24 protein-coding genes are annotated in these 24,617 nt (G+C 72.6%); 8 read left to right on the forward strand and 16 right to left on the reverse strand.

From position 1 onward, the window contains the following. Positions 1 to 8: 8 nt before the first annotated feature. From araA to E1212_RS25605, 5 genes are all read right to left on the reverse strand, one after another. A complete protein-coding gene (gene araA / locus E1212_RS25585) occupies positions 9 to 1,517 on the reverse strand; it encodes an L-arabinose isomerase (protein ID WP_131987748.1) in 1,509 nt (502 codons plus the stop codon). Between the two features lie 26 nt (positions 1,518 to 1,543). Further along, positions 1,544 to 2,197, reverse strand: a complete 654-nt coding sequence (locus E1212_RS25590; RefSeq protein WP_131987750.1) for an L-ribulose-5-phosphate 4-epimerase — start codon at positions 2,195 to 2,197, stop codon at positions 1,544 to 1,546. Continuing rightward, entirely contained in the window at positions 2,194 to 3,864 is a 1,671-nt protein-coding gene (araB, locus tag E1212_RS25595; RefSeq protein WP_203417206.1) for a ribulokinase, read from the reverse strand. Before araB ends, E1212_RS25590 begins: the two co-directional genes overlap by 4 nt. A gap of 55 nt (positions 3,865 to 3,919) precedes the next feature. Further along, on the reverse strand, positions 3,920 to 4,945 hold the full coding sequence (locus E1212_RS25600; RefSeq protein WP_131987754.1) for a LacI family DNA-binding transcriptional regulator: 1,026 nt from the start codon (positions 4,943 to 4,945) through the stop codon (positions 3,920 to 3,922). A gap of 127 nt (positions 4,946 to 5,072) precedes the next feature. After that, positions 5,073 to 5,726: a TetR/AcrR family transcriptional regulator gene (locus E1212_RS25605; RefSeq protein ID WP_238992485.1), complete on the reverse strand. Its 654-nt coding sequence runs from the start codon at positions 5,724 to 5,726 to the stop codon at positions 5,073 to 5,075. 31 nt (positions 5,727 to 5,757) lie between these two features. On the opposite strand from E1212_RS25605, the gene E1212_RS25610 reads away from it, so the two are divergent. Further along, entirely contained in the window at positions 5,758 to 6,384 is a 627-nt protein-coding gene (locus E1212_RS25610; RefSeq protein WP_131987791.1) for an FMN-dependent NADH-azoreductase, read from the forward strand. A gap of 3 nt (positions 6,385 to 6,387) precedes the next feature. Here the strand turns inward: E1212_RS25610 and E1212_RS25615 are convergent, their stop codons facing one another. Next, the gene (locus tag E1212_RS25615; RefSeq protein WP_131987756.1) at positions 6,388 to 7,251 is read right to left on the reverse strand and encodes an Fpg/Nei family DNA glycosylase; all 864 of its coding nucleotides are present in this window, start codon (positions 7,249 to 7,251) and stop codon (positions 6,388 to 6,390) included. A 5-nt stretch (positions 7,252 to 7,256) separates the two neighbouring features. After that, a complete protein-coding gene (gene aat, locus E1212_RS25620; RefSeq protein ID WP_203417212.1) occupies positions 7,257 to 7,970 on the reverse strand; it encodes a leucyl/phenylalanyl-tRNA--protein transferase in 714 nt (237 codons plus the stop codon). Between the two features lie 85 nt (positions 7,971 to 8,055). On the opposite strand from aat, the gene E1212_RS25625 reads away from it, so the two are divergent. Next, positions 8,056 to 8,748, forward strand: coding sequence for an EcsC family protein (locus E1212_RS25625; RefSeq protein WP_131987760.1), 693 nt, complete (start codon positions 8,056 to 8,058; stop codon positions 8,746 to 8,748). 18 nt (positions 8,749 to 8,766) lie between these two features. On the opposite strand, the gene E1212_RS25630 is transcribed toward E1212_RS25625, so the two are convergent. Further along, positions 8,767 to 9,339 carry a hypothetical protein gene (locus tag E1212_RS25630; RefSeq protein ID WP_131987762.1) on the reverse strand — a complete coding sequence of 191 codons (573 nt, stop codon included), beginning with the start codon at positions 9,337 to 9,339 and terminating at the stop codon, positions 8,767 to 8,769. A gap of 13 nt (positions 9,340 to 9,352) precedes the next feature. Beyond that, positions 9,353 to 10,156: an Fpg/Nei family DNA glycosylase gene (locus E1212_RS25635; protein WP_131987764.1), complete on the reverse strand. Its 804-nt coding sequence runs from the start codon at positions 10,154 to 10,156 to the stop codon at positions 9,353 to 9,355. Positions 10,157 to 10,227: 71 nt separating this feature from the next. On the opposite strand from E1212_RS25635, the gene E1212_RS25640 reads away from it, so the two are divergent. Then, the gene (locus tag E1212_RS25640) at positions 10,228 to 10,551 is read left to right on the forward strand and encodes a hypothetical protein (RefSeq protein WP_131987766.1); all 324 of its coding nucleotides are present in this window, start codon (positions 10,228 to 10,230) and stop codon (positions 10,549 to 10,551) included. Between the two features lie 5 nt (positions 10,552 to 10,556). On the opposite strand, the gene E1212_RS25645 is transcribed toward E1212_RS25640, so the two are convergent. The 3 genes from E1212_RS25645 to E1212_RS25655 all read right to left on the reverse strand — a co-directional run bounded on the left by E1212_RS25645 (position 10,557) and on the right by E1212_RS25655 (position 14,442). Further along, positions 10,557 to 11,048 carry a methylated-DNA--[protein]-cysteine S-methyltransferase gene (locus E1212_RS25645; RefSeq protein ID WP_131987768.1) on the reverse strand — a complete coding sequence of 164 codons (492 nt, stop codon included), beginning with the start codon at positions 11,046 to 11,048 and terminating at the stop codon, positions 10,557 to 10,559. 10 nt (positions 11,049 to 11,058) lie between these two features. Beyond that, positions 11,059 to 12,498: a DNA-3-methyladenine glycosylase 2 family protein gene (locus tag E1212_RS25650; protein ID WP_131987770.1), complete on the reverse strand. Its 1,440-nt coding sequence runs from the start codon at positions 12,496 to 12,498 to the stop codon at positions 11,059 to 11,061. Positions 12,499 to 12,912: 414 nt separating this feature from the next. Continuing rightward, the gene (locus E1212_RS25655) at positions 12,913 to 14,442 is read right to left on the reverse strand and encodes a helix-turn-helix domain-containing protein (RefSeq protein WP_131987772.1); all 1,530 of its coding nucleotides are present in this window, start codon (positions 14,440 to 14,442) and stop codon (positions 12,913 to 12,915) included. 774 nt (positions 14,443 to 15,216) lie between these two features. On the opposite strand from E1212_RS25655, the gene E1212_RS25660 reads away from it, so the two are divergent. Together E1212_RS25660 and E1212_RS25665 are read left to right on the forward strand one after the other, a co-directional pair. Then, positions 15,217 to 15,837: a cyclodeaminase/cyclohydrolase family protein gene (locus E1212_RS25660; RefSeq protein ID WP_131987774.1), complete on the forward strand. Its 621-nt coding sequence runs from the start codon at positions 15,217 to 15,219 to the stop codon at positions 15,835 to 15,837. Further along, positions 15,834 to 16,691, forward strand: a complete 858-nt coding sequence (locus E1212_RS25665; RefSeq protein ID WP_131987776.1) for a bifunctional 5,10-methylenetetrahydrofolate dehydrogenase/5,10-methenyltetrahydrofolate cyclohydrolase — start codon at positions 15,834 to 15,836, stop codon at positions 16,689 to 16,691. The genes E1212_RS25660 and E1212_RS25665 overlap by 4 nt, the downstream gene beginning before the upstream one ends. On the opposite strand, the gene E1212_RS25670 is transcribed toward E1212_RS25665, so the two are convergent. Next, positions 16,688 to 17,617 carry a bifunctional helix-turn-helix transcriptional regulator/GNAT family N-acetyltransferase gene (locus tag E1212_RS25670; RefSeq protein ID WP_131987778.1) on the reverse strand — a complete coding sequence of 310 codons (930 nt, stop codon included), beginning with the start codon at positions 17,615 to 17,617 and terminating at the stop codon, positions 16,688 to 16,690. The two genes, E1212_RS25665 and E1212_RS25670, sit on opposite strands and share 4 nt — an antisense overlap. Before the next feature lie 141 nt (positions 17,618 to 17,758). Here E1212_RS25670 and E1212_RS25675 point away from each other — a divergent pair, with 141 nt between their 5' ends. Beyond that, entirely contained in the window at positions 17,759 to 19,000 is a 1,242-nt protein-coding gene (locus tag E1212_RS25675; RefSeq protein WP_203417214.1) for a M14 family zinc carboxypeptidase, read from the forward strand. Positions 19,001 to 19,064: 64 nt separating this feature from the next. Here the strand turns inward: E1212_RS25675 and E1212_RS25680 are convergent, their stop codons facing one another. The 3 genes from E1212_RS25680 to pdhA are packed head-to-tail and all read right to left on the reverse strand — an operon-like array spanning position 19,065 to position 22,477. Next, positions 19,065 to 20,363 (reverse strand): dihydrolipoamide acetyltransferase family protein, encoded by a 1,299-nt coding sequence (locus E1212_RS25680; protein WP_131987780.1) that lies wholly within the window; start codon positions 20,361 to 20,363, stop codon positions 19,065 to 19,067. A gap of 13 nt (positions 20,364 to 20,376) precedes the next feature. Next, positions 20,377 to 21,384: an alpha-ketoacid dehydrogenase subunit beta gene (locus tag E1212_RS25685; protein WP_131987782.1), complete on the reverse strand. Its 1,008-nt coding sequence runs from the start codon at positions 21,382 to 21,384 to the stop codon at positions 20,377 to 20,379. A 1-nt stretch (position 21,385) separates the two neighbouring features. After that, positions 21,386 to 22,477: a pyruvate dehydrogenase (acetyl-transferring) E1 component subunit alpha gene (gene pdhA, locus E1212_RS25690; protein WP_131987784.1), complete on the reverse strand. Its 1,092-nt coding sequence runs from the start codon at positions 22,475 to 22,477 to the stop codon at positions 21,386 to 21,388. Between the two features lie 88 nt (positions 22,478 to 22,565). Between pdhA and E1212_RS25695 the strand changes: the two genes are divergently transcribed. Further along, the gene (locus E1212_RS25695; RefSeq protein WP_131987786.1) at positions 22,566 to 23,204 is read left to right on the forward strand and encodes a TetR/AcrR family transcriptional regulator; all 639 of its coding nucleotides are present in this window, start codon (positions 22,566 to 22,568) and stop codon (positions 23,202 to 23,204) included. A 473-nt stretch (positions 23,205 to 23,677) separates the two neighbouring features. Continuing rightward, positions 23,678 to 24,617, forward strand: a 940-nt coding sequence (locus E1212_RS25700) for an AfsR/SARP family transcriptional regulator (RefSeq protein ID WP_131987788.1), incomplete at its 3' end; no start/stop codon positions are given.

Genomic DNA, 24,617 nt, shown 5'->3' on the forward strand with positions numbered 1-24,617 from the left:
CTCGTGAGTCAGAAGCCCTGGGCCAGGCGGTGGTAGGCCTGGTTCCAGCGCAGCTCCTTGGTGAACTGGCGGGCCGTGGTGTCGGCGTCGATGACCAGCAGCTCGGTCCGGACCATGTCGGCGAACAGCGACAGCACGTCGGCGCCCACGGCCTGCGACAGCACCGTGTGGTGCGGGCCGCCGGCGGTCAGCCAGGCCTCGGCCGACGTCGACAGGCTCGGCCGCGGCTTCCAGACGGCACGCGCCACCGGCAGGTTCGGCAGCGGCTCGTCCGGCGGCACGACGTCGATCTCGTTGGCCACCAGCCGGAACCGGTCGCCGACGTCGGCCAGCCCGACCACGACGGCCGGGCCGGGGGCGGCGTCGAACACCAGCCGGACCGGGTCCTCGCGGTTGCCGATGCCGAGCGGGTGGATCTCGCACGACGGCGTGGCCCCGGCGATCGACGGGCACACCTCGAGCATGTGCGCCCCGAGGATCTTCGGCTCGCCCGGACCGAAGTGGTACGTGTAGTCCTCCATGAACGACGTGCCGCCCGGCAGGCCGGCCGCCATCGTCTTCACCGTCCGGACCAGCACCGACGTCTTCCAGTCGCCCTCGCCGCCGAAGCCGTAGCCGTCGGCCATGAGCCGCTGGACCGCGAGCCCCGGGAGCTGGCGCAGCCCGCCGAGGTCCTCGAAGTTCGTGGTGAACGCGCGGAAGCCGCCCTGCGTGAGGAACGTGCGCAGGCCGGCCTCGAGGCGCGCGGCGTAGCGCAGCGACGCGTGCCGGTCGCCGTCCTTGCGCAGCTCCGGCGCGAGGTCGTACGTGTCGGCGTACTCGGCGACCAGGGCGTCCACCTCGGCCTCGCTGGCGTCGTCGACCACCGCGACGAGGTCGTTGACGCCGTAGGTGTTGACGGAGACGCCGAGGCGCAGCTGCGCCTCGACCTTGTCGCCCTCGGTGACCGCCACGTCGCGCATGTTGTCGCCGAAGCGGGCGAGCTTCAGCTGATGCACCTCGGCGTAGCCGATGGCCGCGCGTACCCAGTCGGCGACGCGGCTGACGACGGCGGGGTCGCTGACGTGCCCGGCGACGGTCGAGCGGGCGACGCCGAGACGGGCCTGGATGTAGCCGAACTCGCGGTCGCCGTGGGCGGCCTGGTTGAGGTTCATGAAGTCCATGTCGAGCTCGGCCCAGGGCAGCGACCGGTTGGCCTGCGTGTGCAGGTGCAGCAGCGGCGTGCGCAGCGCGTCGAGGCCGGCGATCCACATCTTCGCCGGCGAGAACGTGTGCATCCAGGCGATCAGCCCGACGCAGGAGTCGTCGGCGTTGGCCTCGAGCGCGACGCGGCGGATCGCGTCGGCCGAGGTGAGCACGGGCTTCCACACCACGCGCACCGGGATCTCGCCGGCCTCGTCGAGCGCGCGGGCGACCTCCTGGGACTGCTCGGCCACCTGCCGCAGCGTGTCCTCGCCGTACAGCCCTTGACTCCCGGTCAGGAACCACACTTCGCGCTGACCGAACACGTCGTCCATCGTCATCTCCTCGTGAGGTCGCCGGGTCACTGCCCGTAGACGTTCTGGTACCGGTCGTACAACCGGTCGATGTCGGCGGCCGGGATGGGGAGCGGCTCGCCGAGCTGCCGGGCGATGTGCACCGTCCGGGCCACGTCTTCGCACATCACGGCCGCCTTGACGGCCGCGCGGGCGTCCTTGCCGATGGTGAAGACGCCGTGGTTCTGCATGAGCACGGCCGGCGAACGGTGTCCGGACAGCGTCTGGACGATGCCGCGGCCGATGGAGTCGTCGCCGATGAGGGCGAACGGGCCGACCGGGATCTCGCCGCCGAACTCGTCGGCCATGGCGGTCAGGACGCACGGGATCGGCTCGGCCCGTGCGGCCCACGCCGTCGCGTACGTCGAGTGCGTGTGCACCTGGCCGCCGACCTCGGGCAGGTTCCGGTAGACGTAGGCGTGCGCGTCGGTGTCGCTCGACGGCGACAGCTCGCCGTCGACGAGCTTGCCGTCGAGGTCGCACACGACGATCGACTCCGGGGTGAGGTCGTCGTAGGAGATGCCCGACGCCTTGATGACGAACAGGTCCTCGCCCGGCACCCGGCCGGACACGTTGCCCGACGTCCAGGTGACCAGATTGTTCCGGACTAGCTCGGCGTGCAGGTCGCAGACCTGGCGGCGCAGCTCGAGCAACGCGGTCACCGGGTCACCGCCGCGCGCTTGATGGCCCGGAGGCGGTGCATGACGTCGTTGCCGCCGCGGCCGAAGTAGTCGTGCAGGGTCACGTACTCGGCGTAGAGCGCGTCGTAGGCCTTCGCGTTGTCGGGATCGGGCTGGTAGACGCCGCGCTCGACGTTGCCCATGGCGGCCGCGCCGGCCCGGACGTCGGGGTAGGCGCCCGCGGCCACCGCGGCATGGATGGCCGAGCCGAGCGCCGGGCCCTGCTCGGACCCGATGACGCTCAGCGGCAGGCCGGTGACGTCGGCGTAGATCTGCATGATCAGCCGGTTCTTCAGCAGGCCGCCGGCGATGATCAACTCCGTCACCTCGACGCCCGAGGCGTTGAACGTGTCGATGATGGTGCGGGTGCCGAACGCCGTCGCCTCGATGAGCGCGCGGTAGACGTCCTCGGGCTTCGTGGCGAGCGTCTGGCCGACGACCACACCGGACAGCTCGTGGTCGACCAGCACCGAGCGGTTGCCGCTCTGCCAGTCCAGCGCGATCAGCCCGTGCTCGCCGACCTGCTGCGCCGCGGCCAGCTCGGTCAGGTAGTCGTGGACGCTCTGGCCGCGCTGGGCCGCCTCGGCGGCGTAGCTCGCCGGGACCGAGGTGTCGACGAACCAGCCGAAGACGTCGCCGACGCCGCTCTGCCCGGCCTCGTAGCCCTGCAGCCCGGCGATGATGCCCCCGTCGACCACGCCGCACATGCCCGGCACCTCGCGCAGCACGTCGCCGTTCATGACGTGGCAGGTCGACGTGCCCATGATGGCGACCATCTGGCCCGGCTCGACGGCCTGGGCCGCGGGCGCCGTCACGTGCGCGTCGACGTTGCCGACGGCGACCGCGATGCCCTCGGGCAGCCCGGTCCACTGCGCGGCCTGGGCCGTCAGCCCGCCGGCGCGGTCGCCGAGCTGGCCGATGGGCTGGTCCAGCTTGTCCTCGACGAACCCGGCGAACTCAGGGTTCAGCGCGGCCAGGAACTCGCGCGACGGGTAGCCGCCGTCCTGGCGGATGCCCTTGTAGCCCGCGGTGCAGGCGTTGCGGACGTAGCTGCCGCTGAGCTGCCAGACGATCCAGTCGGCCGCCTCGACCCAGCGCTCGGTCGCCGCGTAGACCTCCGGGTCCTCCTCGAGCAGCTGCAGGCCCTTGGCGAACTCCCACTCCGACGAGATGAGCCCGCCGTAGCGCGGCAGCCACGACTCGCCGCGCTCGGCCGCCAGCGTGTTGATGCGGTCGGCGTGCGGCTGGGCGGCGTGGTGCTTCCACAGCTTGACGTAGGCGTGCTTGCGCCCGGCGAACTGCGGCAGCTCGTTCAGCGGCGTGCCGTCGGCCCGCGTCGGGACCATGGTGCAGGCGGTGAAGTCGGTGGCGATGCCGATGACGTTCGCCGGGTCGACGCCGGCCTCGGCGACGGCCTGGGGGACCGCGGTCTTGAGCACGTCGATGTAGTCGGACGGGACCTGCAGCGCCCAGTCCGGTGGCAGCCGCTCGCCGGTGCCGGGCAGCTCGCGGTCGACCACGCCGTGGGTGTAGGCGTGCACCGCGCTGCCGAGCTCGGCGCCGTCGGAGACCCGGACCACGACGGCCCGGCCGGACAGCGTTCCGTAGTCGACGCCGACGACCACCGCGTCGTCGTTGTTATCGCTCACAATGTCTCCTCGGGGGGCGTTTCTTCCGATGCTGTGATTATCGTCCGGCCGGCGGTCAGATGGTGGCGGGTGGGGACGTGCTGCTGCGGGTGACGAGGACCGGCGGGACGACGATGCGCTCGGCCGCCGCGCTGGGACCGGTGTCGATGAGGTCGAGCAGCAGGGCGATGCTCTTGCGGCCGACCTCGGCGAAGTCCTGGCGGACGGTGGTCAGGGGCGGCGTCAGGAACTCCGCCTCGGGGATGTCGTCGAACCCGACGATGCTGACGTCCTGTGGCACCCGGACTCCGGCCTCGTGCAGCGCGTGCAGCAGGCCGAGCGCCATCTGGTCGTTGGCGACGAAGACGGCGGTCGCGCGTCCGGCCCGGGCGTCGTCGGCGATGCGGCGGCCGGCCTCGTAGCCCGAGCGCGGGCTCCAGTCGCCCTCGGCGACCGGCGGGACCTCGACGCCGGCGGCCTCGAGCGCGGCCCGCCAGCCGTTCCGGCGGCCCTCGGCCTCGAGCCAGTCGACCGGCCCGGCGATGTGCCAGACGGTACGGTGCCCGAGGTCGAGCAGGTGCCGCGTGGCCAGCTCCGCTCCGTGCACCTGGTCGACGGCGACGACGGGCATGCCGCCGGCCTCGCCGCCCTCGACCGCGACGACCGGGACGGTGCCCTCGAGCGCGCTGACGGCGGCCGCGGCCTCGACCTGCGGCGCGATGGCGATCAGCCCGTCGACCGCCTGCGCGGCGAGGTAGTCCAGCGCCTCGCCGACGGTCTTGCGGTTGATGGTCTTGAGGCTGACGATGCTGATGAAGTAGCCGGCGTCGCGGGCGGCCTGTTCGAGCCCGAACAGCGTGCTGGCCGGCCCGTACAGCGTGGTGTCGAACGCGACGACCCCGAGGGTGTTGGTGCGCCGGGTCACCAGCGCGCGGGCGGACAGGTTGCGCCGGTAGCCGAGCTCCTGGATGGCGGCGAGGACGCGGTCGCGGGTGGCGGCGCGGACGTTGGGGTGGTGGTTGAGGACGCGGGACACCGTCTGGTGCGACACGCCCGCGATGCGCGCGACGTCCGCCATCACCGGCATCCGCTCCGGGGTCATGTGTGAACGTTAACAAACCGGGTCGACCCGCGCCAGACGGCCCTGGAATGATCACGTTCACTACGGAATCCCGTGCCGCACTACGCCTGCAATCGCGGTGCGACACGGGATCTCGTGCTGAACGTGATCATTCCGGGGGAGCGGCACCACACGCCGTCGCGGCGGCCCGGACGGCGGCCCTGGCGCGGTCGCGGCCGACCTCGGTGACCATCGCCCGCAGGTGCTCGGCGGCCAACGGCGCCACGACGACGTGCGCCAGCGCGTCCGCGTCGGTACCGGGTCCGGCGGCGGCGAGGAGCAGGGCGACGTGCCGGTGCCAGAACCGGTACGCCCCGATGCGATACCGCGCGCCCGGCGACGCGTTCTCCGACATCGACAGCAGGTCCATGTGACCCAGTGCGTAGTCGAGGTAGGCGTCGACGAAGGCGGCCAGGCGGTCGCCGGGGCTGACGCCGTCGTCGCCCGAGGGGCCGGGGCCCAGCGGTGGCGGGCCGAACAGGACGGCTTCCTGGAGCGCGCGCTCCCGCTCGTCCAGCAGCGCGACCGCCAGCCCGGCCTTGTCGCCGAAGCGCCGGAACACCGTGCCCTTGCCGACGCCGGCGGCGGCCGCGACGGCGTCCATCGTCACGCCGTCGACGCCGTGCGCCGCGAACAGCCGGGAGGCCGCGTCGAGCACGGCGACCCGGTTGCGGGCGGCGTCGGCCCGCTCGTGCGGTGGCGCCGAGCGGAGCTCGACCAGCCGGGAATAAACGGACTGTGGTCCGTTCTTATCTACGGGCACAACCGGACTGTAGTCCAGAAAGGACCGCATGATGTCTTCCCTGCTGCATCTCTCCGCCTCGCCTCGCGGCACGGCCTCGGAATCGCTGGTCGTGGCGGAGGACTTCCTCTCGGCCTACCGCGAGACCCACCCGGACCATGCCGTCACCCGGTGGGACCTGTGGGACGGCACGCTGCCGGAGTTCGGGCCGACGGCGGCGCACGCCAAGATGGCCGTCTTCGCCGGGCAGGACCTCGACCCCGCCCAGCAGGAGGTGTGGAAGCGCGTCGCGGCCACGTTCGCCCGGTTCGACGCCGCCGACCACTACCTGTTCAGCGTGCCGATGTGGAACCACGGCGTGCCGTACGTGCTCAAGCAGTTCATCGACGTCGTGAGCCAGCCCGGCCTGGTGTTCGCGTTCGACCCGGCCAGCGGCTACCGCGGGCTGCTGCGAGGCAAGAAGGCGGTCATCGTCTACACCAGCGCCGTCTACGCGCCCGGCCGTGGCCCAACGTTCGGCACGGACTTCCAGACGTCCTACCTCGAGGGCTGGCTGCGCTGGGCCGGAGTGGGCGACGTGCGGACGATCACGCTGCGGCCCGACCCCGCGACGGGCGACGTGGCCGCCGGCCGGGCCGCCGCACGACGGCAGGCGCGCGCCGTCGCCGCGGGGATCTGAGCGCTACTTGAGCAGCTTGGACAAGCGCCGGTCGGCGAGGATCTTGCCACCGGTCTGGCAGGTGGCGCAGTACTGCAGCGAGGAGTCGGCGAACGACACCTCGCGGACGACGTCGCCGCAGACCGGGCAGGTCTGGCCGGTCCGGCCGTGCACCCGCAGGTTGGTGCGCTTGCTGTCCTTGAGGTCCTTGGCGGCCAGGCCCTCGGCCCGCTTCAGCGCCGTGGTGAGCTCGTCGATGATGACGGCGTGCAGGTTCGCCACGCCGTCGGCGTCGAGGGTGGACGACGGCTGGAACGGCGACAGCCTGGCCGCGTGCAGCACCTCGTCGGAGTAGGCGTTGCCGATGCCGGCGATGACCGCCTGGTCGCGCAGGATGCCCTTGATCTGCGCCCGGCCGGCCTTGGTCAGGAGCTGCTGCAGGCGCTCGACGGTGAACTCGCCGGAGAGCGGGTCGACGCCGAGCCGGGCGATGCCGGGCACCTCGGCGGGGTCGCGCACGACATAGACCGCCAGCCGCTTGCGGGTGCCGGCCTCGGTGAGGTCGAAGCCGGACTCGTCGTCGAGGTGGACGCGCAGCGCGAGCGGCCCGCTGCCGGGCTTCGGCGGCTTCGGCGAAAGCGCGTCGCTCCAGCGCAGCCAGCCGGCCCGGGCCAGGTGGATGACGAGGTGCGCGCCGTCGCAGTCGAGATCGAGGAACTTGCCGTGCCGGCCCACGCTGGTGACGGCGAGCCCGCCGAGCGCAGTGAGGGGCGGGTCGAACGTCTTGAGCACGTTGATGGCGGCGACGTCGACGCGGGCCACGATCTTGCCCACGGCCTTCTCGCGCAGGAAGGCGGCGAGCGCTTCGACCTCCGGCAGTTCCGGCATGCGTTCTATCTTGCCTTGTGCGCGGCGTGCTCGGCGAACGCCGGTGGCAGCGGCAGTTCGAGCGCGCGCCGCAGCCGGCTGAGGTACTCGGGCCGCGGGATCTCGACGACGCCCAGGCTGGCGAGGTGCCGGGTGCCCCACTGCACGTCGAGCAGCCGGCCGACGGGGTGCTCGGCGCGCATCATCTCGACCAGCGCGACGAGCGCGACCTTGGAGGCGTCGCGGCCCCACCGCTGGCGCGCGTGGAACATCGACTCGCCCGCGAACAGCCCGCCGATGGCGACGCCGTAGAGCCCGCCGGCCAGCCGGCCGTCGGGCGTCCACGCCTCGACGGAGTGCGCCCAGCCGAGCCGGTGCAGCCGCTCGTAGGCCTTGCGGATGTCGTCGCTGATCCAGGCGCCCGGCCGGCTGGGATCGGCGCAGGCCTCGATGACCTCGTGGAAGGCGGTGTCGACGCGGATCTCGAACTTGTGGATGGACTGGCGCAGCGACCGCGCGACCTTGATGCCGCCCAGCGGCAGCACGCCGCGCGGGTTCGGCGACCACCAGGCGAGGTCGGTGGCGCGGCCGAGCAGCTGGTCGACCGGCATCGGGAACAGGCCGTTGCGGTACGCCGCAAGCAGCGTCCCCGGCTCGAGATCGGCGCCGAACGCGACGAGGTCGTCGTCGCCGGACGTGCTCGGCAGCTCCCATCGCGTCGGCGGTGGCTCGACGGGCACGGACCCTCCTTCAGGCACCGTCACGACAACTGCGGTCCGTCGCCAGCGTAATCCGATCGCCGCCCTCCGCACGTACAGTGGAGGCATGGGTGTGCGACGGACGATCGGTACCTGGGCGGGCACGACTGCGGCGCGCCGGGCCGCGCCCCTGGTGGCCGCGCGTGGTGCGAACCAGTTCATGGCCAGGGCCATCGAGGGCTTCCCCGGGTTCCCGGGTGCCCGCGAGGTGGCCCGCCGTCACCTCGACAAGCGCGGCGACGTGGAGGTCGCCATCCGCGACGTCGTCGAGCAGCACGTCCGGCTGGCCGGCGTGCAGGGCTTCGTCACCAACATCGGCGGCATCGTCACCATGCCGGTGGGCATCCCGGCCAACATCGCCGGCATGGCCGTCCTGCACCTGCGCATGGCCGCCGCCATCGCGCACCTCCGTGGCTACGACCTCGCCGACCCCCGGGTCCGCACGGCGGCGCTGACGACGCTGCTCGGGCGCGACGGCGTCGAAGAGGCGCTGCGCGGCCGCGACCTGCCGGGCCGGCCGTACGACATCGCCACCGGCATCAACGAGCCCGACCCCGCGATCATCGAGCGGGCGGTCGCCGCCGTCACCTCGCAGCTCGTGGCCCGCATCGGCGGCAAGCACGCCACGCTGGCCATCGTGCGCCGGGTGCCGCTGGTCGGCGGTGCGGTCAGCGCCGGCATCGACGCGTTCTCGACCTACGCCATCGGCAAGTTCGCCGGCCGCGAGTTCCCGTCCAACGTCACCATCGAGCGCGCCTGACCCTCGGCCGCCGCCGAGTCACCCGTGCTCGACGATCCGGGTCTCGCACTCGGGCGGTGTCGGCTCCTGTTGCGGCGCGGCGCACAGCGACACGCCGAAGGGCCGGACCACGGTCAGTGACTCGCCGCCGGACTCATAGGTCACCAGGAATCCGCTCGCGGTGCCGGCGTCGGTCGCGGAGTAGGTGACCTCGACGCCCAGGTTGAAGATCGTGCCGCCCTCGCCGGTCTGGTCGTCGGGGCACACGTCGTCGACCACCATGGGGCCGTCCGCCGGGTACCCGGCCGCCGCCAGGCGGTCCGTGGGCTGCTCGAGGTCGTTCGCGTGCCTGCCGTGGCCAGCAGGCCGGACGGAGAATCCGAGCACCTCGAACCCGCCGAGAGGATCGATGGGCGCGACCTTCGTGACCACTGCCGAGCCTGGCTCGTCCAGGCAGAGCGTCATCTCCTCGAACGCGTAGGGCTGCCCCGGCCGCGCGTCGTAGATGCCTCGGCCGGCGCCGTACTCGGCCTCGTACAACCGGGCCGGTCCGTCAGAGCAGCCGGCCGTCAGCACGAGGATGCCAGCGGCGAGGGTCGCGAAAGTCCGCACAGGCCTGAGATTGTCATGATTCTCGTGAATCGGGGAGTGCCTGGCAGCGCGGGCACCAGAAGGCGATCCGGTCCTGCGGCGCGGCACCGATGGAACCGGTGCGAATGGCCGTCCCGCAACGCCAGCACGGCCGCCGCGCCCGGCGGTAGACCCAGTGCTGCCTGCCGGGGCGCCGGTCACCCGTCGTGGACTGCAGCCGGGTCTCGATGCCCAGGTGCAGCAGCCGATGGGCGTCGTCGACGATGGCGCGCAGGTCGGGTACCGCGGCGACCGGGGCGTACGGCGACACCCCGGCCAGGAAGCACAGCTCGGCCATGTACATGTTGCCGATGCCGGCGAGGTTGCGCTGGTCCAGCAGCGCCTCGCCGACCGTCCGTGCCGGGTCGCGGGCCAGCCGCTCGACGGCGTCGTCGGCGGACCAGTCGGCGCCGAGCAGGTCCGGGCCGAGGTGGCCGACGACGGTGTCCTCCTCGGCCGTGCGGACCAGCTCGACGACGGGGAGCCGGTAGCCGACCGCCTCGCGCCGCGCCGTCGCCAGCACGACCCGGATCTGGAACGCGGGCCCGCCGCGCCAGGGTTGCCCGGCGGCGAACACCCGCCAGGCGCCGTCCATGCGCAGGTGCGTGTGGAGGGTCAGCCCGCCACTCAGACGAGTGAGCAGGTGCTTGCCGCGCGACACCGACTCGACGACCGAACGGCCGGAGAGCTCGGTGGTGGCCAGCCGTGGCACCCGGAAGTCGGTGCGCACCAGGGTGTCACCGGCCAGCGCGTCGTGCAGCCGCCGGGTGGCGAGCCAGACGGTGTCGCCTTCGGGCATGTGGCCATCATGCTCGACGGACCCTCGTCAATGTCGGCGGGGCTGGCTAGCATGCTGGTCAGGAGCCCACGATGGAATCGCACTTCCACGATCTCACCCGGGCGTTGCGCAGGCGCTGGCCCGGTCATCGAGACGCGCCCGTCGTCGTGGCCGATCCGTTCGAGACGCTCACCGTCCAGCTCCGGCTCACCCGCATCGTCGGCGAGATCCGCCGGCTCGAGCGCGACCAGGGCCGCTGGGCCCGCGCCCATCACCTGGCCGCGGCCACCCGCGCGTACGACGACCTGCTGGCCGACGCCGCGCGGCTGGCCGGGCTGCCGCTTCCCGACGCGCCGCCGGCCATCCGGCGGCTCATGGTCGAGAGCGCGCTGCGCCACGACGGCTGGGAGTGGTGACGGCGTCAGCGTGCGGCCGCCGCCGTCAGCGCCGTCAGCTCCAGGTCCAGCAGCGCCCGCTTGCGCTCCAGGCCCCAGGCGTACCCCGTCAGCACGCCGGACGAGCCGACCACGCGGTGACAGGGAACGATGACGGAGATCGGGTTGCGGCCGTTCGCCGCCCCCACCGCGCGCGACGCCGTCGGGCGGCCGAGCTGCTCGGCGATCTCGCGGTAGCTGCGGGTCTCGCCGTACGGGATGGCCCGCAGCGCTGCCCAGACCTGCTGCTGGAACGCGGTGCCAACGGGGCTGAGCGGCAGGTCGAATTCCTGGCGCTCGCCGGCGAAGTAGGCAGCCAGCTGCTCGCGGGCCGTGGCGAACGGCGCGTCGTCCTCGACCTGGCCGGGCAGGTCGAGCGCTGCCGGCCGCGCCATGTAGAGACCGGTCAGCGCGGTGCCGTCACCGGTCAGCCAGAGCGTGCCGACGGGGCTGTCGGTGGTGGTCCAGTACATGGTCATGATCTGCCTTTCAGAGGGTGGTCCAGACGTGCAGCAGCGCGTACGAGCGCCACGGCCGCCACTTCTCGGCCTGCTCGGCGACCGCCCGCGGATCGGACGGCAGCCCGAGCCCGGCCATGGCGTGCTTCACGCCGAGGTCGGTCGGGAGGAAGACGTCGGGGTCGGCGAGCGCGCGCATCCGCACGTACTTCGCCGTCCACGGGCCGATGCCGGGCACGTCGAGCAGCTGCCGCTCGGCTTCCTCGCGGTCGACGCCGGGATCGAGGCGGAGGCTGGAATCGGCCAGCCGGCTGGTCAGCTCGTGCAGCGTGCGCTGCCGGCTGCGCGGCATCGGGAACGTCGACGGGTCGACGGAGGCCAGCACGGACGCCGTCGGGAACGCATGGGTGACGGCGCCGATGGGCGCGTCGAGCGGCTTGCCGTGCTCTGCGACCAGCCGGCCGGCGACGGTGCGCGCTGCGAGGACGGAGATCTGCTGGCCGAGCACCCCGCGGACCGCGAGCTCGTCGCCGTCGACCGTGCCCGGAACCCGCCGGCCCGGATGCGCGGCCACCAGCGGGCCGAGCGCGGGGTCGGCGCCCAGCAGGTCGTCGACGGCCTGCGGGTCCGCGTCGAGGTCCAGGACCCGGCGGCAGCGGGCGACCGCCGCCGTCAGGTCGCGCGGGTCGGCCAGCCACAGCGTCGCCTGCACGAAGCCGTCGCGCGGCGTCAGCTCCGCGACCCCGGTGCCGTGCGGCAGCGTGAGGCTGCGCCGGTAGGTGTCGCCGTCGACCTCCTCGATGCCGGGCACCGCACGCAGCGCCAGGAAGTCGAGGACGCCGCGGAGGTCCGCCGGCTGCCGGTAGGCCAGCCGCAGCTCGATCGCGCCCGGCGTCTTGTGCCGGCCGGCCCGGCGGGCCTTGCCGCGCAGCTCGGTCGGGGTCAGCGCATAGACCTCGCGGATCGTGTCGTTGAACTGGCGGATGCTGGCGAACCCGGCCGCGAACCCGATCTCGGTGACCGGCAGCTCCGTGGTCTCGAGCAGCACCCGTGCGGTGTGCGCCCGCTGCGAGCGGGCCAGCCGCAGCGGACCGGCGCCGACCTCCTCGACCAGCGTCCGGTGCACCTGGCGCTCGCTGTAGCCGAGCCGTCCGGCCAGCCCCGCCACGCCGTCGCGGTCGACGACGCCGTCGGCGATCAGCCGCATGGCCCGGCCCACGACGTCGGCGCGGACGTTCCACTCCGCCGAGCCCGGCGTCGCGTCGGGCCGGCAGCGGCGGCAGGCCCGGAAGCCGGCCGACTGCGCCTGCGCGGCGGTGCGGTAGAACCGCACGTTCTCGCGCTTCGGGGTCATGGCCGGGCAGCTGGGGCGGCAGTATATGCCGGTCGACGTGACGCCGATGTAGAAGACGCCGTCGAACCGGGCGTCGCGGCCCTGAACTGCGCGGTAGCACGCCTCTTCGTCCCACATGCCTACCAGTCTCACCCGGTGACGGCGCCGTTCCTAGCGGGAATCGGACATGACCGTTCGCGAGGCCCGCGGCGGCGGGGCCAGGGCGTGACGGCGCCCTGGCCCCTCGCGGTGCTGCGCCGGGTGCGTCCGACCAGCCAGGCGACATGAGCTCCCGACGACGGGCTGGCGGCTCCGGCCGGCGCACCTTCCCGTTCCGAGGTGCACAGTCCAGGCGGGCTAGGAGCTGACAGCCGACCGCGAGGTCTGACGTCAGTCCTGATCAATTGTGGGTGGGGCCCGCCCTGGGCCCGTCGAGCCACCGTGCCGCACCGCGCCCTCACCCGTCCCCCGTGAACGGGGTGAGGTGGCACGCCACGTGGGGGTAGGTGCCCAGCCGGGCCGGGTTGTGACACGCGAATCGGAAGAATTCGGTCAGATGTCGCGGAACGCCTCGATCCGGGCGCCGAGGACGGACAGCCGCGCGGCCAGGTCCTCGTAACCGCGGTTGATGACGTACACGTTGCGCAGCACCGACGTGCCCTTCGCGGCCATCATCGCCAGCAGCACCACGACGGCCGGGCGCAGCGCCGGCGGGCAGATGATCTCCGTGCCCGACCAGCGCGTTGGGCCCTCGACCAGCACGCGGTGCGGGTCGAGTAGCGTGACGTTGGCGCCGAGCTTCGTCAGCTCGGTGAGGTAGATGGCGCGGTTCTCGTAGACCCAGTCGTGGATCATCGTCTGGCCGTTGGCCGACGCCGCGATGAGCGCGAAGAACGGCAGGTTGTCGATGTTCAGGCCGGGAAACGGCATCGGGTGGATCTTGTCGTGCGGCGCGCGCAGGTTCGACGGCCGCACCGTGAGGTCGACCAGCCGCGTCTCGCCGTTGGCCGCGACGTACTCGCCGCTGCGGTCGTAGTCGAGCCCCATCTCCTCGAGCAGCGCCAGCTCGATCTCGAGGAACTCGATGGGCGCTCGGCGCACCGTGATCTCCGAGCCCGTGACGATGGCGGCGGCCAGCAGGCTCATCGCCTCGATGGGGTCCTCGGACGGCGCGTAGTCGACGTCGACGTCGATCTCGGAGCGGCCGTGCACCGTCAGCGTCGTGGTGCCGATGCCCTCGATGCGCACGCCCAGCCGGGTCAGGAAGAAGCAGAGGTCCTGGACCATGTAGTTGGAGCTGGCGTTGCGGATGACGGTGATGCCGTCGTTGCGGGCGGCCGCCATCAGGGCGTTCTCGGTGACGGTGTCGCCGCGCTCGATCAGCACGATCGGCCGGGTCGGCGACGCTTTCCGGTCGACCTCGGCGTGGTAGTAGCCGCCGGTCGCCTTCAGCTCGAGGCCGAACGGGCGCAGCGCGGACATGTGCGGCTCGACGGTGCGGGTGCCGAGGTTGCAGCCACCGGCGTAGGGCAGCTGGAACCGGACCTCGCGGTGCAGCAGCGGGCCGAGGAACATGATGACGCTGCGGGTGCGCCGGGCCGCCTCGACGTCCATGCTCGCGAGGTCGAGCCGCTCGGGCGGCGTGATCTCGAGGTCGCGGCCCCCGCCCAGCCAGCGGGTGCCGATGCCGATGCTCTCGAGCACCTCGATGATGCGGTTGACCTCTTCGATGCGCGCGATGCCGCGCAGCGTGGTCCTCCCCTTGTTCAGCAGGCTGGCGCACAGCAGCGCGACGCTGGCGTTCTTGCTGGACCGCACGTCGATGCTGCCGCTGAGCTGCTGACCGCCGCTGACCCGCAGGTGCACCGGCCCTTGCGGCGCCAGCGACACGATCTGCTTGTCGAGGGACTCGCCGATGCGCGCGATCATCTCGAGACTGAGGTTCTGCTGCCCGTGTTCGATGCGGTGGATCGCGCTCTGGCTCGTGCCGAGGGCGTCGGCGAGCTGGCTCTGGGTCCAGCCCCGGTGCTGCCGCGAGTCGCGGATCAACCGGCCGATCTGGCTGCGGTAGTCGTCTGCCACGAGCGGAACGATATCTCAGCTATGAGTTAACGAACGCCACATTCGTCACATTGGTATGCACACGTTGCGTAGTGAGCGAGGTCTCATTCGTGTCGTGAGGTCCGTCCCGCGCGCTGGAGGTGCCCGATCCGCGGGCGATGCGGCCGCGGGGAGCATAGAACACCGCGGCGCGCTCCGGCGCACGGACGGGCGCGAATCGCACATCCGGCGCGACCCGCCTATCCGGACGGCCGAGTAGCCGAGCGCCGGCCACAGGTCGAAGCGAGGCGGCAGGCGCTCCGGGCGCAGCGACCCGGTCCGCACCCTCAGGGACCCACGCGGGCCCCCGAAGCCGGGCTGCCGCGGCGCCTGGTCCGGCGCCAGCAGGCAGCGCAGGAACGCGCCGAGGTCGGCCAGCACCGAGCAGGCCGCAGGCTTCTTGGGCGCGTACGCCGTCGGGATCGCCGACGGCCCGGACCGCGCCGGGGAAGACCGCGCGCTCCACGGCGCGAGTCAGCAGGGTCTCGATGGCTCTCGTCATGCGGCGCCGCCTCGTCAGGCGTGATGGCGCACGGGGTTTCGCACCACTGTTCAGCTGTTCCCGGGTGCGACTCGCCGCCGCCTGCGACCGTGCGGTCGGCATTGCCGCTGTCATGATCGATGCGAACCGGTCCCCATCGTGACAGTCGTCTCACCGGCTGAACCCCGCGAGACGGGTCGCGCCGTGCGCGGAGGTGTCGCCGCGGGAGAGACTGGGTACGGCGAGCGAGCGTTCAGCCGACCCGAGGAGACCCCGTGCGCGACGAGACCATCGGCGCCTTCCTGGACAGCCTGGCCGACCGCGTCCCGGCGCCGGGCGGCGGCGCCGTCGCGGCCCTGCACGCGGCGCAGTCGGCGGCGCTGCTGGGCATGGTGGCCCGCTACAGCACCGGCCCGAGGTACGAGCAGCACGCCGACGTCGTCGAGCGGGTCCTGGTCAAGGCCGACGCGCTGCGCACCGACGCCCTCGAGCTCGCCGAGGACGACGCCGAGGCGTTCTTCGCCGTCACCGAGACCTACCAGCTGCCGCAAGAGACCGACGAGCAGAAGTCGGCCCGCGCCGAGGCCATCGCGGCGGCCCTGGCCGCGGCCGCCGAGCCCCCGGCCGCCGTCATCGTCGCCGCGTCCCACCTGGTCGCCATGGCCGAGGAGCTGCTGCCGGTCGGCAACCGCAACGTGGTCACCGACGTCGCGGCCGCCGCCGAGGCCGCCCGCGCCGCCGCCACGACGGCCCGGCTGAACATCGAGATCAACCTGTCCGGCGTCACCGACCCGGCGGTGCGCGACCGGCTGACGGCGACGGCCGCCGAGGTCGACGACCTCGCCGCCCGGGCCGACCAGGTCATGGCCGCGGTGCGCCGGCAGGTGGGGGCGTGACGGCGCAGCGCCTCGGCGGGTCCGACCTCGCCGCCCGCATCCGCGCGCACGTGGCCGGGCGGGCCGCCGCTCGCCGCGACGACGGCCGGCCGGCGCGGCTGGTCATCGTCACGGCCACCGACGACGAGGCGAGTGCCTGGTACGTCCGCTCACTCGCCGCGGCGGCCGGCAAGGCCGGCATCGACTGCGACGTCGCCGACCTCGGACCCGTGGCGACGGCCGGCGACCTCACGGCCCGGCTCACCGCCCTCAGCGCCGATCCCGCCGTCGACGGCGTCATGCTGCAGACGCCGCTTCCGGCCGGCGTCACGCTCGCCGAGGTGTCCGGCGCCATCGACCCCGCCAAGGACGTCGACGGCGCCAACCCGCTCTCGCTGGGCCGGCTCGCCGTCGGCCGGCCCGCGTACGCGCCGGCCACCGCGGCCGCCGTCGTCGCCCTGCTGGACGAGTACGTCGTCGACCTCGCCGGCGCCCGGGCCGTGGTGGTGGGCCGGTCCGCCGTCGTGGGCAAGCCACTGGCGCACCTGCTGCTCGACCGCGACGCGACGGTGACGGTGTGCCACTCGCGCACCCGTGACCTCGCGGAAGTGACATCGACGGCGGACGTGCTGGTCGCCGCCGTGGGCCGGACGCACCTGATCACGCCGACGCACGTCCGCGCCGGCGCCGTCGTCATCGACGTCGGAACCAACCCGACGCCCGACGGCGGGCTCGCGGGCGACGTCGACCCGGCGGTCGCCGAGGTCGCGGCCGCGCTGACCCCGGTGCCCGGCGGCGTCGGCCCGGTGACGACCGCGCTGCTGCTGTGGCACACCGTCGCCGACTCGGCCTCGGCTCCGGGGGACAGCCCCTAGAGATCCCGGCGCCAGATCTGGCCCACGAGGTCGTGGCCGAAGCTGTGGTGCTCCTTCTCCTCGACCAGTTCGAAGCCGGCCTTCTGGTAGATCCGCCGCGCGGCGGCGAGGACGTCGTTGGTCCACAGCATCATGGAGGAGTAGCCGGCCGAGCGCGCGAACGCGATGCACTCGGCCACCAGCCGCGTGCCCAGGCCCGCGCCGCGGGTCTCCGGCTCGACCAGCAGCAGCCGCAGCTGCGCCGTCGTGTCGTCCTTGCGTACGCAGAACACGGCGCCGACGGGCCGTCCGTCCAGCTCGGCGATCCACGCGTTCTCGCGCCGTGGGTCGTGGTGCTCGGCGTAGTCGGCGACGATGCGCGCGACCAGTGCCTCGTATGTCTGATCCCAGCCGTACTCGCGCGCGTAGAGGACGGCGTTGCGCTGGACGACCCAGCCGAGGTCGCCGGGACGCAGACCACGGATGACGTACGCCCTCGGCGCGGCCGCCTCGCGCCGGCCGAGCAGGCGGCGGACGGAGTCGAGATCGGCGACCAGCCGGCGGCGGTCGCCGTCGGTCAGTCCGGCCAGCAGCTCCTCGGCCTGCTGGTCCGAGCGCGCATCGAGGTCGGCGAACGCCTCGCGGCCGGCCACCGTGGGCGCGACCAGCAGCTTGCGGCCGTCGGCCTCCGAGCGCGACCGTTCGATCAGCCCCGCCGACTCGAACCGGACCAGCGTCCGGCTCAGTTGACCCGCGTCGACGCCGAGCGTGTCGCGCAGCACACCCACCTCGGTGACCTCGCGCTGCGCCAGCTCGAACAGGATGCGCGCCTCGGTCAGCGAGAACGGCGACCGCAGCAGGCCCTGGTCGAGGAAGCCCATCACGGTCGTATAGAAGCGGTTGAACTGCCGCACCGCCGTCACCTGGTCGCGCTCCACCGTGCCCATGTCATTGACTCTATCAATGAATTCCTTGCCTGGGTCAAGTATCGGCGGCATATCGGTCGCCTCGGCGGTGATCAACACTTGCCGTCTGTTGCGACTGTCCGTAATGTCCCGGTCACGTGTCACATCTCACTGGGAGGCCATGTGAACACACGACCACACTCTCGCCGCGTCGCCGCGAGCGTCCTTGTCACCGGAGCGGTCCTGGCCGGCGCGTTCGGCGCCGTCCCCACGTCCGCGGCGCCTCCGGAGGGTCCGGCCGAGGGCACCTGCAAGACGTTCGACGACCCGCAGTTCACCGGCTGGACCAGCCACGCCGAGCTCGGCCGGAAGCTCGAGCAGATCGAGCGGACCAGCGGCGGACGGGTCCAGGTCGACGTCGCCGGCTACACGACGCAGGGCCGCGAGCTGTACACCGCACGGGTCGGTACCGGCGACCGCGTCCTGCTGGTGCAGAGCGCCATCCACGGCAACGAGCGCACCGGCACCGAGGCGCTGCTCGGCATCCTCAAGGACCTCGGCACCGGCAACGACCCGGACACCAGGCGCGCGCTGGAGAACGTCACGCTGGTGGCGATGCCGATGGTCAACCCCGACGGCGGCGAGCTCAACCGGCGCGCCAACGTCGTGGCCTGGGACGAGGTGGTCGCCGACTTCCCGCAGCTCGCCGGCGCACCGCGTGCCTGGTATCACTCGCTGACCGGTGACGGGATCAACCAGCCCGGCTTCGACCTCAACCGCGACTTCAACCCCGACCTCGACTACGTCCCCCAGCCGGGCGACCTGCCCGGCCGGCAGACCGATGCCGGCTTCTTCCTCTCACCGGAGTCGCAGACGATCCGTGACGTCTACGTGGGCCTGCAGGAGGAGTTCGGCGCCGTCGACGCCGTCGTCGACCTGCACCACATGGGGCCGTGCGACCGGCTGACCGGTGGCCCGCAGGACGGCCGGCTCATCTCGGTCTCGCTGGACTACCCGCCGCTCGGCGTCAACGACGGCGCCGCGTACAAGGACGACTGGCCGCTGCTCGACCAGGACAAGTCGCGCCGGTACGCGCTCGCCGTCGCCAACGGCATCGCAGAGGCCTACGGCTCTCAGTCACCGCTCGCGGCGACCGGCCGCTACTTCCACCCCGACGAGCGCGAGTACGCCGGTCAGGGCCGGTCCGCGTTCGCACTCAACGGCTCGGCCACCGTCCTGTTCGAGGTGCGCGGCCAGCAGGACGATCTCGGCCAGAAACTCAAGGGCATGCTGGTCCAGAGCGTCCGCACCGGCGTCGAGTCGCTGATCGACGCGATGGCGACCGGTGAGGTCGACACGCTGGACGGCGACGCCTTCTTCGACCTGCCCGACTACGGGTGGGAGGAAGAAGGCTCCGCCGACTAGTCCTCCGAGGTCGTCGGGCCGGGCATGGCCGCAGCTATGGTCTGCCCGGCCCTCCTCGGACGGCTCACGCCACGGCGAGCCACGGGTCCTCGAGGACGCCGGCCAGGTCGCGGACGAACTCCGCGGCCTGCGCGCCGTCGATGACCCGGTGGTCCGACGACAGCGTCATCGTCATCTTCTGCACGACGGCCAGCTCGCCGTCCTTCACGCCCGGCTCCGAGCGCACCGCGCCGACCGCCAGGATCGCCGCCTCGGGCGGGTTGATGACGGCGGTGAAGTGGTCGATGCCGAACATGCCGAGGTTGCTGACGGTGAACGTGCCGCCGGTCATCTCGTCCAGCCCGAGCTTGCGGTCGCGGGCCTTGCCGGCCAGCGTCCGGGTCTCGGCGGAGATGCTGGTCAGGCTCTTCGTGTCGGCGTCGCGGATGACCGGCACGACCAGCCCGGTCTCCGTCGCCACCGCGATGCCGACGTGGATGCGCCCGTGCCGCACGATCGCCTCGGGCGTGAACGACGAGTTCACCACCGGGTGGTCGCGCAGCACCACGGCCACAGCCCGCACGATGATGTCGTTGACGCTGACCTTCTTCCGGTCCGCCGCGACGAGTCGCTCGTTCAGCTGGGCCCGCAGCTTAGACAGCGGGCCGGCGTCGATCGTCTTCGTCACGTAGAAGTGCGGCGACGTCTGCATGCTCTCGGTGAGCCGCCGCGCGATCGTCTTGCGGATCGACGTCAGCGGGATCAGCTCGTCGGTCTCCTCGACGGCCGGGGTGACGGCGGCAGCCTGCGGCTGGGCGGGCGCCGCCGGAGCCGGAACGGACGGGGCCGCAGCGGACGCCGTCGTCGCCCCGCCGGCCGCCTTCGCGACGTCGGCCCGGATGATCCGACCACCGGGGCCGGAGCCGTCGATCGTCGCCAGGTCGACGCCCAGTTCGCGGGCGTCGCGTCGGGCCAGCGGTGACGACAGGATGCGCCCCGCCCCCGTTGATCTTGGAGCAACGGCGGAGTCGCCGCCCGATTCGCCCGATCGATTCCGCGCTTTCTCCACGATCGGCTCGGGTGCGGGGGGCTCGGCCCGAGTGGGTTCGGGGGCTGCGGGAGCCGGCGCCGGTTCTCCGACCGGCTCACCGGCGCCGACGAGCCGGGCGATCGGCGCGCCGATGGGAGCGGTGTCGCCGTCCTTCACGAGGATCTCGGCGAGCACGCCGTCCTCGTAGGCCTCGTGCTCCATGACGGCCTTGTCGGTCTCGATCTCGACCAGGACGTCGCCGGCCTTGACCTCGTCGCCGACCTGCTTGCGCCAGGCGGCGACCACACCCTCCTCCATGGTGTCGGAGAGGCGGGGCATGAGGATCTCGGTCATCGAGAGAACCTCCTCAGTGCGCGCCGACGGACCGGCGGCCGACGGCGTCGAGGGTCTGGTGGACGGCGGTGACGACGTCGTTGGCCGACGGCAGGGCCGCCACCTCGAGCGACTTCGCGTAGGGCAGCGGCACCTCGGCCATGGCGACCCGGCGCACCGGGGCGTCGAGGTAGTCGAAGGCGCCGTCGGAGATGGAGGCCGCGACCTCGGCGCCGATGCCGTAGGTGAGCCAGTCGTCCTCGAGCACCACGGCGCACGAGGTCTTCCTGACCGACTCGATGATGGTCGGGCGGTCCAGCGGTCGGAGGCTGCGCAGGTCGACCACCTCGGCGGAGATGCCCTCGTCGGCCGCCAGCTTCTCGGCGACCTGCAGCGCGACGTGCGCCATGCGCGAGTAGGCGACCAGCGTGATGTCGGTGCCCTCGCGCGTGACCGCCGCGCGGCCGATCTCGCCGGCGGTGTCGCCGTCGGGGACCTCGCCCTTGGTGTTGTAGAGCGCGAGGTTCTCGAGGAATAGGACCGGGTCGTTGTCGCGGATGGACGCGAGCAGCAGCGCCTTCGCGTCGGCCGGCGACGACGGCGCCACGACCTTGAGGCCGGGCGTGAACGCGTAGAACAGCTCGACGTTCTGCGAGTGCGTGGCCGCGAGCTGCTGGCCGCCGCCTCCGGGCGTGCGGATGACCATCGGGACCGAGCGCTGGCCGCCGAACATGCCGTAGATCTTCGCGGCGTGGTTGACGATCTGGTCCAGCGCGAGCAGCGAGAAGTTGATCGTCATGATCTCGACGACGGGACGCAGGCCGAGCATCGCCGCGCCGACGGCGGCGCCGGTGAAGCCCTCTTCGGCGATGGGCGTGTCGCGCACGCGCTTCGGGCCGAACTCGTCGAGCAGGCCGGCGGTGATCTTGTATGAGCCCTCGAACCGGCCGATCTCCTCGCCCATGAGGAAGACGTCGGGGTCGCGGAGCATCTCGGCGCGCAGGGTGTCGTGCAACGCCTGGCGGTAACTCATGACGGCCATGTCAGGCTCCTACCGGGAACAGCGGGTCGGCCGGTTGATTTCCGGGCTCAGTGGGAAAGAGTGCTTCGCCCGGTAGCCGGCGCGAGTCGTTCGGCACCGGCGACGCGTAGGTGTAGTCGAACAGTGAGGACACCTCGGGCGCCGGGCTCTTGTCGGCGAACTCGACGGCGGCCTTGACGATGCGGCCGATCTCGGCGTCGATCTCGGCCAATTCGTCGACCTTGGCCACGCCGTCACCGACGAGCCGGTCGTGCAGTCCGGCGACGGGGTCCTGGGCGCGGACGGCCTCGATCTCGTCCTTGCTCCGGTACGCGGCGGGGTCGACGACGGAGTGGCCCTTCAGCCGGCCGCTCACGGTCTCGAGCAGGTACGGCTTCTGCTCCTTGCGGGCCCGCTCGACGGCGAGCTTCGCGGCGTCGCGGACGGCGATGACGTCGTTGCCGTCGACCCGCGCGGACTCCATGCGGTACGCCGAGGCGCGCTTGTACAGCTCCGGCTCGGCCGACGACACCTCGACCGTGGTGCCCATGCCGAGCTGGTTGTTCACGACGACGAACACGATGGGCAGGTCCCACAACGACGCCATGTTCAGCGTCTCGTGGAACGCGCCGATGTTCGTGGTGCCGTCGCCCATCTGGCACATGACGACCTCGTCGCCGTCGCGGTACGAGACCGCGAGCGCGGCGCCGGCCGCGAGCGGCAGCTGGCCGCCGACGATGCCGTAGCCGCCGAGCTGGCGCACGTCGGTGTCGAACAGGTGCATCGACCCGCCCCAGCCCTTGCTGACGCCGTCCTGCCGGCCGTAGAGCTCGGCCATGACGCGGCCGGGGTCCATGCCGCGGATCAGCGCGTAGCCGTGGTCGCGGTAGTTGGTGAAGAGGTAGTCGCGCTCCTCGATGGCGGCCATGAGGCCGACGACGGTGGCCTCCTCACCGAGATTCAGGTGGCAGTACCCACCGATCTTCGCCTCGGTGTAGGCCTGCGCGGTGCGCTCCTCGAACCGGCGCACCAGGAGCATCTGGCGGTAGAAACCGAGCAGCTCCTCGGAACTCTTCGCCGAGCGCGCCGGACGCCTACGATTGGTGGTCGCCACTCTCGTTCCCGCCCTTCGTTGTCACGGGCAAACAATGAAACGTTAGCGTTTCATTGCATCCAAGACTACCTCGCGTCAGGATGGTGTGGTGAGTGCTCGGGTGGCGGCGACCACGCCGCGTGGACGGCCGCGCGACGCCGACCGCGCGGGCCGGCGCGACGCCCTGCTCGAGACCGCGATGCGCCAGTTCCTCGCCCACGGCTACGGCGGCACGACCATCGAGGTGGTGGCCGCCGAGGCGCGCGTCGCCAAACGCACCGTGTACACCACCGTCGGTGACAAGGCCGACCTGTTCGTGGCCGTCGTCCGCCGCCTCGGCGACCGCGTCGTCAACGCCGTCGCGCCCGACGCCGGCGACCCCGTCAGCGACCTGCACGCCTTCGGCGTCCGGCTGGTCCGCCTCATGCTGTCCGACGAGGCCATCGGCCTGCACCGGCTGGTCACCGGCGAGGCGGCGAAGTTCCCCGACCTCGCCGCCCGTCACTACGCCAACGGCCCGCGCCGCTACATCGCCGTGCTGGCAGGCCTGCTCGCCGCGCTGCCGCCGGAGCGGTTCGCCGTCCGCGCCGGCGACCACGAGGCCCTGGCCGAGCAGCTGTTCACGCTGCTCATGGGCGAGCCGCACCGGCGGCGGATGTTCGGCATCGACCCCGCACCCACCGAGGCGGCCGCGTCCGCATACGTCAGCGCGGTGCTGGGGTTGCTCCTCCGCCCCGGCCGGGAATGAGCGCGACGGCGTCGCCGACCGGACGCGGGCGGGGTGCTCACGCGGGTGACGAGTACGGCGACGGGCGGAGGTCCGGCATCGACCCGCGCCCACCGCAGCGGCCGCGTCCGTGCACGTCAGCGCCGTGTCGACCCGTGCTCCTCAGCCGCTGGAGGTCTGCTGTCGCATCCGACCGCAGACCTCTCACGCGCGCGTTGGAGCTCTGCGGTCCCATCCGCCGGCAGAGCTCCAGCGACGCGAACGCATCTGTGGAGGCGGGCCGAGCTGCGCAGGGCCGGCCCCGCGGCAGCCGCCCGGAGCCGTCGCGGGTGACTGTCGGTGGCGCGTGGCACGGTAGACCACGGTGGCGGCGGCCGGTGGCGGCGGCCGGTTGATCGGCGCGGGAGCGGTGCCGGGCGCCGAGATGACTGTGCGATCACCTTGCAGTCACCGGTACGGTGGCCGTGGCGCAGGGGACGGAGGGGTGAGAGCTGGTGGGCCGGGCGCGGCTTGAGGTCGCACTTCTGGGTCCGGTCGAGGTGCACCGCGACGGGCTGGCGATCCCGGTGCCACCCGGCCGGCCCACCGTCATCCTCGCAGCGCTCGCCGCCCGGCCCGGCACCGTCGTCCCCGTCGACGCGCTGGCCGGCTGGCTGTGGCCCGACGACGAGCCGGTGCATCCGCGGGCGGCCATCCAGACCCATGTCGCCCGGTTGCGCGCGGCGCTCGGCGAGGGATTCGTGCAGGCGGCCGGCGACGGCTACCGGCTCGACCTGCCGCCCGACGCAGTCGACGTCACCCGGTTCCGCGAGCTGGTCGCCGCCGGCCGCGACGCCGAGCCGGCCACCGAGCTGACGCTGCTGCGCGAGGCGCTGGCACTGTGGCGCGGCGACCCGCTGGCCGGGCTCAACCCCGCCGACCTCGAGAAGGCGACGGCGCCACTGCTGGTCGAGGAGCTGCTCTCGGCCACCGAACGGATGAACGAACTGCGGCTGCGGCTCGACCGCACCGACGAGGAGTTCGTGCCGTCGCTGCGCCGGCTGGTCGCGGCGCACCCCTGGCGCGAGCGGCTCTGGGCCCAGCTCATGCTGGCGCTGTACCGCCAGGGCCGGCAGGGCGATGCTCTCGCGGCGTACCACGAGGTGGTGACGGTGCTGCGCGACGACCTCGGCATCGACCCCGGCCCTGAGCTCACCGACCTGCACCGGCGCATCCTCGACACCGACCCGACGCTGCTGCCGACGGCGCCGGGCGGGCCGGCGGGGACGGGCACGGGCGCGGCGGCCGGCGGCGGGCCGGCCGCGGTCGCCCGGCCACCGGTGCAGCTGCCGAGGTCGACCACCCGGTTCGTGGGCCGCGAGCACGAGATCGACCTGCTCACGGCGGTGCTGTCCGAAAACCGCGAGTGGGCCCGGCTCGGGCTGATCTCAGGGC

This window comes from Jiangella ureilytica, from assembly GCF_004348545.1.
GTDB lineage: Bacteria > Actinomycetota > Actinomycetes > Jiangellales > Jiangellaceae > Jiangella > Jiangella ureilytica.

Bases quoted from the DNA above. Each gene is read 5' to 3' on its own strand.
- araA (WP_131987748.1), bottom strand. From the start codon at position 1,517: ATGGACGACGTGTTCGGTCAGCGCGAAGTGTGGTTCCTGACCGGGAGT.
- E1212_RS25600 (WP_131987754.1), bottom strand. From the start codon at position 4,945: ATGACCCCGGAGCGGATGCCGGTGATGGCGGACGTCGCGCGCATCGCG.
- E1212_RS25610 (WP_131987791.1), top strand. From the start codon at position 5,758: ATGTCTTCCCTGCTGCATCTCTCCGCCTCGCCTCGCGGCACGGCCTCG.
- E1212_RS25615 (WP_131987756.1), bottom strand. From the start codon at position 7,251: ATGCCGGAACTGCCGGAGGTCGAAGCGCTCGCCGCCTTCCTGCGCGAG.
- E1212_RS25625 (WP_131987760.1), top strand. From the start codon at position 8,056: ATGGGTGTGCGACGGACGATCGGTACCTGGGCGGGCACGACTGCGGCG.
- E1212_RS25635 (WP_131987764.1), bottom strand. From the start codon at position 10,156: ATGCCCGAAGGCGACACCGTCTGGCTCGCCACCCGGCGGCTGCACGAC.
- E1212_RS25640 (WP_131987766.1), top strand. From the start codon at position 10,228: ATGGAATCGCACTTCCACGATCTCACCCGGGCGTTGCGCAGGCGCTGG.
- E1212_RS25645 (WP_131987768.1), bottom strand. From the start codon at position 11,048: ATGACCATGTACTGGACCACCACCGACAGCCCCGTCGGCACGCTCTGG.
- E1212_RS25650 (WP_131987770.1), bottom strand. From the start codon at position 12,498: ATGTGGGACGAAGAGGCGTGCTACCGCGCAGTTCAGGGCCGCGACGCC.
- E1212_RS25670 (WP_131987778.1), bottom strand. From the start codon at position 17,617: ATGGGCACGGTGGAGCGCGACCAGGTGACGGCGGTGCGGCAGTTCAAC.
- E1212_RS25680 (WP_131987780.1), bottom strand. From the start codon at position 20,363: ATGACCGAGATCCTCATGCCCCGCCTCTCCGACACCATGGAGGAGGGT.
- E1212_RS25685 (WP_131987782.1), bottom strand. From the start codon at position 21,384: ATGGCCGTCATGAGTTACCGCCAGGCGTTGCACGACACCCTGCGCGCC.